8 protein-coding genes are annotated in these 7689 nt (G+C 56.4%); 3 read left to right on the top strand and 5 right to left on the bottom strand.

Going from position 1 to position 7689, the window contains the following annotated elements; genetic code table 11:
- Positions 1-90: 90 nt before the first annotated feature.
- The 4 genes from VK792_RS19210 to repA all read right to left on the bottom strand — a co-directional run bounded on the left by VK792_RS19210 (position 91) and on the right by repA (position 5020).
- The gene (locus VK792_RS19210; protein ID WP_326299514.1) at positions 91-1185 is read right to left on the bottom strand and encodes a Fic family protein; all 1095 of its coding nucleotides are present in this window, start codon (positions 1183-1185) and stop codon (positions 91-93) included.
- A 144-nt stretch (positions 1186-1329) separates the two neighbouring features.
- Positions 1330-2646 (bottom strand): plasmid replication protein RepC, encoded by a 1317-nt coding sequence (repC, locus tag VK792_RS19205; protein ID WP_326299515.1) that lies wholly within the window; start codon positions 2644-2646, stop codon positions 1330-1332.
- A gap of 221 nt (positions 2647-2867) precedes the next feature.
- Positions 2868-3767 carry a plasmid partitioning protein RepB gene (repB, locus tag VK792_RS19200; protein WP_326299513.1) on the bottom strand — a complete coding sequence of 300 codons (900 nt, stop codon included), beginning with the start codon at positions 3765-3767 and terminating at the stop codon, positions 2868-2870.
- A gap of 68 nt (positions 3768-3835) precedes the next feature.
- Positions 3836-5020 carry a plasmid partitioning protein RepA gene (repA, locus tag VK792_RS19195; RefSeq protein ID WP_326299511.1) on the bottom strand — a complete coding sequence of 395 codons (1185 nt, stop codon included), beginning with the start codon at positions 5018-5020 and terminating at the stop codon, positions 3836-3838.
- A gap of 953 nt (positions 5021-5973) precedes the next feature.
- Here repA and VK792_RS19190 point away from each other — a divergent pair.
- Positions 5974-6201 carry an AbrB/MazE/SpoVT family DNA-binding domain-containing protein gene (locus VK792_RS19190; RefSeq protein WP_326299510.1) on the top strand — a complete coding sequence of 76 codons (228 nt, stop codon included), beginning with the start codon at positions 5974-5976 and terminating at the stop codon, positions 6199-6201.
- Complete coding sequence (locus VK792_RS19185; protein WP_326299508.1) at positions 6191-6586, top strand: PIN domain-containing protein; 396 nt, start codon at positions 6191-6193, stop codon at positions 6584-6586. The genes VK792_RS19190 and VK792_RS19185 overlap by 11 nt, the downstream gene beginning before the upstream one ends.
- Here the strand turns inward: VK792_RS19185 and VK792_RS19180 are convergent.
- Positions 6570-7466 (bottom strand): recombinase family protein, encoded by an 897-nt coding sequence (locus tag VK792_RS19180; protein ID WP_326299506.1) that lies wholly within the window; start codon positions 7464-7466, stop codon positions 6570-6572. The genes VK792_RS19185 and VK792_RS19180 overlap by 17 nt on opposite strands.
- 125 nt (positions 7467-7591) lie before the next feature.
- On the opposite strand from VK792_RS19180, the gene VK792_RS19175 reads away from it, so the two are divergent.
- Positions 7592-7689 (top strand): ribbon-helix-helix domain-containing protein (locus VK792_RS19175; RefSeq protein ID WP_435404866.1); only part of this gene is annotated, 98 nt, incomplete at its 3' end.

Below are 7689 nucleotides of genomic sequence, written 5' to 3'. Positions count from 1 at the left end.
ATCAGCATGACTCGCACGGCCAGCACCAAATGGGAATCCCAATTCGGACTCGTTTGTCGCGATCAATCCACTAGCCTTTGAGGAGCCTCTTTACATCGCCGTCAGGGAATAGCTGGTACTACGTCCGCCAGCTTCATCTTTCTCAAGGGCGCCCAAGTCCATCAGATCGAGGATGTCGCGATATGCCGTGTCTTGTGAGCATTTTTCGATCTTCGCGTATTTAGACGTCGTGAGCTTTCCTTCAAACCCATCCAGCAGGCGGTTCAGCATGTCCCGCTGGCGGTCGTTCATGTTCGCCGCTCCATACTTCTCCCAGAACCGCGCCTTCCGGAACACGGCCTCAAGGATGATCTCGGCACCATCGAATGCGCGGTCCAGGCAAGCCAGGAACCAAACGAGCCACGCCGTGACATCAAGCCCGCCTTTCTGCGTTTTCTCGAGCATGTCGTAATATTCGCTCCGCTCCTGTCGGATTTGCGTCGACATGCTGTAGAACCGCTGCGCGCTGCCTTCGGATCGCGCCAAGGCCATGTCTGCGATCGCCCGCGCGATGCGTCCGTTGCCATCATCGAAGGGGTGGATGGTGACAAACCACAGATGGGCGATGGCGGCATGTATGACGGGATCCGCCTCGGAGGACTGATTAAACCAGGTCAGGAAGCGCGCCATTTCAGGGTCTAACCGTTCGGCGTCTGGCGCCTCAAAATGCACGCGTTCGCGGCCATAAGGTCCTGATACAACCTCCATGGGACCGTCACGCCAATTTCCCACCCTGATCCGGGTCATTCCGCTTCGCCCGGTCGGAAAGAGAGCCGCATGCCAGCCAAACAGACGCTCCGCGTCCAGTGGCTGGTCATACGCTTGGGTCGCGTCCAGCATCATCTCGACAACACCATCAACATGGCGATCAGACGGGATCAGTCCGCCAATTTCCAGACCTAACCGCTTTGCGATAGACGATCGAACCTGATCCTTGTCGAGCGTTTCCCCCTCGATCTCGCTGCTTTTCACGACATCACTGGTCAGTGTCCTGAGCATCGCCTCGTTGCGAAGATCGAAGCCAAGACCCTCCATGCGCCCCAAGAGCTTGCCTTGGCGGTGACGGACCGCAGCAAGTTGGGACGACAGTTTGGCCTTATCCCAGGTAAACTGGGGCCAATCAGGGAGTTCGTGAATGTAGGTCATATTTTACGCACTCTTTGCGGAGATTATACGGCACAATCTCCGCAAGACAATAACAAACACCGCAGACCGCGCGGAGAATAAGGGCGGCAATCTCCGCATGCTCGACTTGGAACTTCAGATGCGGGACACCTGCTACCCATCCCATTACGCCGCCTGGCCGCTCAACCGGCCATAGAAGCTACGCTCTAGATGCAGCTCCCCTGCCCCAGCCTTCTCGACCATACCCCGCAGATATCCACCCGGAGACGCCACTTCGCCGGCGCAATGCTTGTCAAACGTGAGAACGAGCGCTGCTGTCGCGACTTGGGGCCCGAGACGGTCCTGAGCGAGGTTCCAAGCGTGCTCTGAGACGCCGATCATCGGCCTTAGCTGCCCGACAACCCGATGCAGATCGCCCCAATCCTTCAAATACCCGCCCATATTGCGAGCCCAGGACGCGAATTCAGGACAAGCCTGCATCACAGTCGGCAAATCAAGCGCTGCACCACGTTTCCTACGTGTTTCAATCACCCAGTCTTCCAGCTCCGTATCGACCTTCTCTTCCGGTGGCGCATTTGGCACCACGGCCGCCGCTTGCTCAGTTTCTGAGCGATTACAGGTTACAGGATTTAGTTGAGTTGTAATTAGTATATGAGGTTCAGAAATGACCTCCCTGGGGTCCATTTCTTGAATCTCTTTTGGCTCTTGTTCAGTAGTTGCGGGCATGTTTTCCACAACTTCATCCGCTCGAACTGCCTTGAGATAGGTCGCCTCGACACGCTCCTGAAGTTCTCTGAACCAACCTAGGAGCCGCTCAAGCGCCTCAGAGGCCGTGTTCCGGCGTGGCAAGCGGTGCAGAAGATCCTCAAAGAGGCTTGAGAGTTGTGTCCAGGGGCCACTCAGAGCACCCCCCTGGGCCGCTTCGATCCTTGCGCGGATCATTCGGCGCGCAACTGTGATCTGGCGCTTCAGGCGCTGGCAGAGTTCACGTTCAGCCTGTAGTTGGGCATGGAGATGCTCAAACTCTTCGGCGCGAGCCGACAGCGGCGACAGATCAAATCCGTAAGCCTCGAGGATACGACCGTCAGCGTCCCTGTGGCCCCATCGCTTGCCATTTGGACTGTCCTTGAAGGCAATCACGCCGATCTCGGCCAGACGTCTGGCATGGCGCTTGAGCGCCGAGAGCGAGAAGCCTGTTTGCTCCATCAGATAAGAATTGGAAGCCCAGACGATCGGACGCTGCCCCTCCTCCCAGTCCTGGGCCTGTGTGAAGGCCCCAAGCGTGTCGAGAAGCATCATGTCGCCAGCCTTAAGGCCTATATGCGCACCAACGCGTTTAACGGCGACAAAGGCCTGTGTCTTGGGCACGGCTGCTCTTTCACCAGCTTGTGCGTGCTGTTCAGCAACCGCCAGTCCGGCCGTCGCTTTGCGCCACCCCGAGGGTTGGTTGGTATTAGACAAACCTCCACCCTTCTGAGGCATGACTGTCCCAGGCGCTCCATGCGGAGCATCGTTGAATTTTGTCATTAGTTTGCCAGCCGGCAAAGATTTCCCGTTCGCTCAGGAGCGTTTTCTCTTGTGTGGTGATTCGCGGACTGCTAGATTCTAGGTGTCTAATCTAAGAACTGCGCTTTGCGCAGCAGCCCTCGAAGCTCCGGTTTCGGGGGTTTTTCTTTGCTCGCCTTCCTCCTTTCTGCTCATCCTCAATTTTCATCCGTCCGGTTTACAGCTGTAAACTCGGCGTAGGATCTCTTGATAATCTCAGCCAGGTTCTCGTCGAGCCATTCCGCAAACTTCGCATTGGTTCCCGATTTCTTAGCCGACATCGATATCGACCCGCGTCCTGTCTTGATCGTCACACCCTCAACTGGCGTCATCTCCGAGGAGCTACGACCTTGTCGCGCACCTCGTTTGGAAACTTCTTTCAGCAGCACATCCAGTCGATCATCAGAGCTCACTTCCTTACCGCACTTTTGAAGAACGGATACGGCAGCCCTCTCAGTGAGTTTTTTGGCGATGAAAAGCTCGGCGAGAGCGGTCCACTTGGGCCGGCCAGATTTCGGTGCGGCCCCGATAAGATCACCAACTTTGACCGGTACACTCTGGGTCACCTTCATCAAGTGCGAGAGACCCGAGGCAGACAGACTCAAAACTTGCCGCACCGTCGGAGTCGCGTGACCGGCCTCTAGGACTGCCTCCGCAAACCGCGCCTTTTCATAAAACGATAGGTTGCGGCGAGCGGCGTTTTCCAAGCCCTTTGCGAGAAGAGCTGTCTGGTCATCTATGTCTTGTACATTGGCGCGTACTTTGATGCCGAGTTCCCGGCAGGCTCTTAGGCGGCGTCTACCATAGATAGCCTCAAACCGCCCCTCGGACTTCGCCTTTCGAACAAGGATCGGCACCTGCTGTCCACCGTCCTGGATGCTGCTTTTGAGCGCATCGAAACCTTCGCCGTCGTCTTCTGAGTTTACAGCTGTAAACTCGTCGAGCCTGTCCGCAGGGCCCCAGTCATCGATTAGGTTCGGATCAATTTCTCGGATTGCAGCAAGTGATCCTTGTAGCGCTCCGAGAGCCGGAGCACTTGTCTTTGCAACTTTGCCCACCGGCTTAGCGCCAGACCGGGCGATGGTATTCGCAATGCCAGACATATCTTGGAGTGATTTCCTAGCCATTATGAACGTCCCCATGCTTGATGGATCATTCGCTCGACCTCTTCGCCCACGGAATCCATAGAGCCCTTGGCACGATCGTATGTCGCTCGCGTCATTTCGGAACGAACAACCTCATAGATCGACTGCTTGAGCATCGTCGCATCGCTGATTGCTGTGCTTTTCAGAGCAGTTGCTGACATTACGCGATCTTGAAACAATGCGCGCATGAACGATGTGAGCTGCTGAGAAGGCACATCCGTCGGTTCGTCACGGGTGACCAAAAATTTGAAATGATCATATTGCAGCGTTGCGCCGGCCTCTTCAATCACCCCCATGTATGCGCCCGCAAGCTCAAGAAACTGGGCCGTCGAAGAAACGTCCAGCATGGAAGGTGTAAGCGGCACGATAAGCGAGCTCGCTGCAGCCATCCCAGCAATTGTCAAAAAGCCAAGTTGTGGAGGGCTGTCCACGAGAACGAGATCGAAGTCACCTTCAACTTGCGCCAGTGCGTTTCTTATGCGCGTAAAGAACGGCTGATCAGGATTGGAATGAACCGCGGATTCTGTCTCGAACTCTGAAAGGATCAGTCTTGAGGGCGCGATAGACAATCCTGGGAAGTACGTCGCTTGCACGACGTCCGCCATGTACACGGGATCATCGTAGCGAATAGCATCATAGATCGTCAGCCCATCAAACTCGATTTCCGGACTGATCCCACACATAGACGTAAGAGAGCCTTGTGGGTCCAGATCAACTACAAGGACCCTGTAGCCACGAAGCGCGAAATAGTGGGCCAGGTGAATAGTGGTGGTGCTCTTGCTGCTACCGCCTTTGAAGTTCATCAACTGCCAAACCTGGAGCTTTTCTTCGGAGGATCGGCGCGGCACATACCGTCCCTTTGTTCGGGATGAACGCTCCAGAATCTCACGCGCGTCCCAGATTTCCTGGGCAGTGTAGTATCGACGGCCACCCCGGATGTCATCGGGCTCAGGGACGGTTCCCTCCGCATGCACCTTTCGCATAAACTGGCCGGAAACACCCAGAAGCTCGGCGACTTCGGGAGCAGCGAATTTACGTAGGGACTTGGTATTGTCCGGAGCGAATGCCGCAAGTAGGTGTTCTCGAATCGCCGCATTCAATCGCACGGAAATATCAGTTGCGAGAGCTGAAGGCCTTTCGGTTGCGAGTGGTGTCACTGGAATCATGTGGTTGCCCCAATTTCGAAAATGTGGCCTTTTTCGCGCCACTTGGGGATAACAGGTGTGATTCACCCATCTAAGTCAAGGTTTTTCGCTGATTTAGTGTCTAGTGCGGTAGGGTTAGACTATATACGCCACAGAGAAAACCAGATCAGTTTACAGCTGTAAACCCTCCAGCGAGGCCAAAAGCCTCGCTGGAGATTTCGTTTAGGCTTCCTTCGGGCCGCAGGGGATCACCGCCTGGATCGTGTCATCATCCTGGTTTGCAGCCTTGCCGAGATTGGCGTTGAAGCCGAAATCCCGAACGCTCATGGTGAAGTAACCGACGACGGAGTCATGGCTCTACTTCTTCCAAGTACCACCGCATTCGACCAGTCGATCATCGGGCGAGCGACTAAAGACGCAACGCGTGGGAGCCATAGATTTATCGCTTGCGACCGGCCCGACGGTGATGTCGATGTCGGAGTTCTGGGTGGAAATCGAACCGATACCCTTGGCAGTCATGATGTAAGCGCCTTCGAATTTGATGCATTTGGTGGGGATTGCTTTGCTGCTTAGCTGGTGTTGCAATGGTGGTCAGAGGGCCGGTGACAACGACCTGAATACACCGAAAGCGAAGCAACGCGGAGAAGGGCAGGGGGGCAAATTTTGTTCCGCGCAGAACGTCCCGAAGGGACAGGGGAAAATTCTGGTAATTGCTCTTTGTGATCAGGCGTACCCAGCGACCAGCATGTCATGCACACCACGCAACAGATCGAAGGCGACACTCATGAACAAAACGGCTTTAGACCACACCATAGGACCGCATCCCACGAAGAGGAGCGAGGCAGAAATCTGCTCGAAGGCGACAAGGATGGTTTTTTGCACAGAAGTGAGAAATGCTTCGAACGCACAAAACTTGCCTTCTGATTGTTTTGGATATACATACTCCGATGTTGATCCATACCTGAGAGGACGAGATGCAAGTTGCCAAATGGGGAAACTCCCTTGCCGTCCGGCTACCCGCGGATCTTGTGCGGGAACTCGGCTTGAAGGAAGGCGACCAGGTCGACCTAGTAAAGGACGATGGGACCATTCTGGTCAGGCGCCAGCCTCGCGCCGATGAAGTCCTGCAAGGGCTAAGGCGGTTTCGCGGAAAACTGCCCAGGGACGCGCGTCTAAGTCGCGACGCTGCGCATGAGCGCTGAATTCGCTGACACGAATGTTGTGCTTTACCTGCTTGACGATGGCCCAAAGGCGGATAGGGCGGAGGAAATTCTGGGGCAGGGACCTCGGATCAGCGTCCAGGTCCTGAACGAAGCGATGGCCAATTGCCGGCGGAAAGCTGGGCTAAGTTGGGAGGAAACTGGAGCGTTTCTCGAGGGTATCCAGTCTCTGTGCCCGGTCGAGGACCTGACGGTTCAAACCCATCAAGTGGGTCGCGCGTTGGCAGAGAAGTACCAGCTATCGGTCTATGACGCGATGATCGTGTCTGCCGCACTGATAGCTGGGTGTACGACGTTGTGGAGCGAGGACATGCACAACGGATTGCTGGTCGAAGATCGGCTGCGCGTCCTCAATCCATTTGCCTGACTAGCAACCCAAGTCGCTCCGCCCGTTCCAACAGCATCCTGACGGAGGACGGCTGCCAGCTTGTACGTCCCCGTGGAGTCTGCTCACGCATGGATTCCAACCGGTCGCAGATCGCCTTCAGCGTGATATCCGGGTCTGCGCCTTTGATGGCGGCGACGATCGCGGGTAGGCGGTCGTCAGTATCCCGGCGTCCAGCACGATCCAGCACTTCGGCGGGCAGAAACCCGTCCCGGACGTAGGCTTTCACAGCGCGTAGCAAGCGGCTTTGCGTCCAGCGCCGATCATGGGGCAGGGGGCCATTGATGATCCGCAGGACGTCCTCCCAAGCCATATCGGGGCGCAAACGGCGCACATGGGGCACCCAATCCTGCGCGGACTTGTTCAGGCGCTCCATGTAGCCGTCCTGTCGCGCCAGCCGCACCTTGCGCAGCGCGGACGGGTCCTTGGCGCGAAGCCCTGGGTTGCCACCTACGCGCCCTTTGGCGCGTGCCGAGACAAGCCCAGCCTTGGTACGCTCGCGGATCAAGGCACGTTCGAACTCGGCCGCAGCACCAAGAACTTGCAGTGTGAATTTGCCTTGCGGGGATGAGGTGTCGATGGGGTCCTGCAGGGAGCGGAAGAAGGCACCCTTGGCCTCCAGACGCTCAATCACCTCGAGAAGATGCGACAAGGACCGCGCAAGCCGGTCGATCCGCACGACGACAAGCGTGTCGCCGCACTGGACTCGGTCGAGCACGCGCGCAAGCACCGGACGCGCGCGATTGCCGCCCGAGGCGTGTTCTTCGAAGATCTCGACACAGCCCGCCGATTGCAGCGCCTCGGACTGGGGCAGGGGGGTCTGATCCTCCGTCGATACGCGAGCATAGCCTATGAGGGACATGAAAACGGGCCGTTTGCAATTTAAGGCATCGCAATTAAACGACCCTTTAGATTCGGCGATGCAAGGCTCCGAACATTGACCGAAACCTCTCATTGGCATATATTGCCAGCGAGGAGATTTGTTCGATGGTCACACGCAACGTTGTCCTAACAGAAACTCAAGACCAGTTGGTTCAGTCATTGGTCGCGTCGGGCCGATACCAGAATGTAAGCGAAGCCATGCG

The organism is Mesobacterium hydrothermale (assembly GCF_035818635.1).
In the GTDB taxonomy this organism is placed as follows: Bacteria; Pseudomonadota; Alphaproteobacteria; order Rhodobacterales; family Rhodobacteraceae; genus Mesobacterium_A; species Mesobacterium_A hydrothermale.
This window is presented reverse-complemented; position numbering and strand designations above follow the sequence as displayed.

What these genes read in the sequence shown, in the direction of transcription:
- repA (WP_326299511.1), bottom strand. Translation starts at nt 5,020, where the DNA reads ATGATTCCAGTGACACCACTCGCAACCGAAAGGCCTTCAGCTCTCGCA.
- repC (WP_326299515.1), bottom strand. Translation starts at nt 2,646, where the DNA reads ATGCCTCAGAAGGGTGGAGGTTTGTCTAATACCAACCAACCCTCGGGG.
- VK792_RS19210 (WP_326299514.1), bottom strand. Translation starts at nt 1,185, where the DNA reads ATGACCTACATTCACGAACTCCCTGATTGGCCCCAGTTTACCTGGGAT.
- VK792_RS19180 (WP_326299506.1), bottom strand. Translation starts at nt 7,466, where the DNA reads ATGTCCCTCATAGGCTATGCTCGCGTATCGACGGAGGATCAGACCCCC.
- VK792_RS19185 (WP_326299508.1), top strand. Translation starts at nt 6,191, where the DNA reads ATGAGCGCTGAATTCGCTGACACGAATGTTGTGCTTTACCTGCTTGAC.
- VK792_RS19190 (WP_326299510.1), top strand. Translation starts at nt 5,974, where the DNA reads ATGCAAGTTGCCAAATGGGGAAACTCCCTTGCCGTCCGGCTACCCGCG.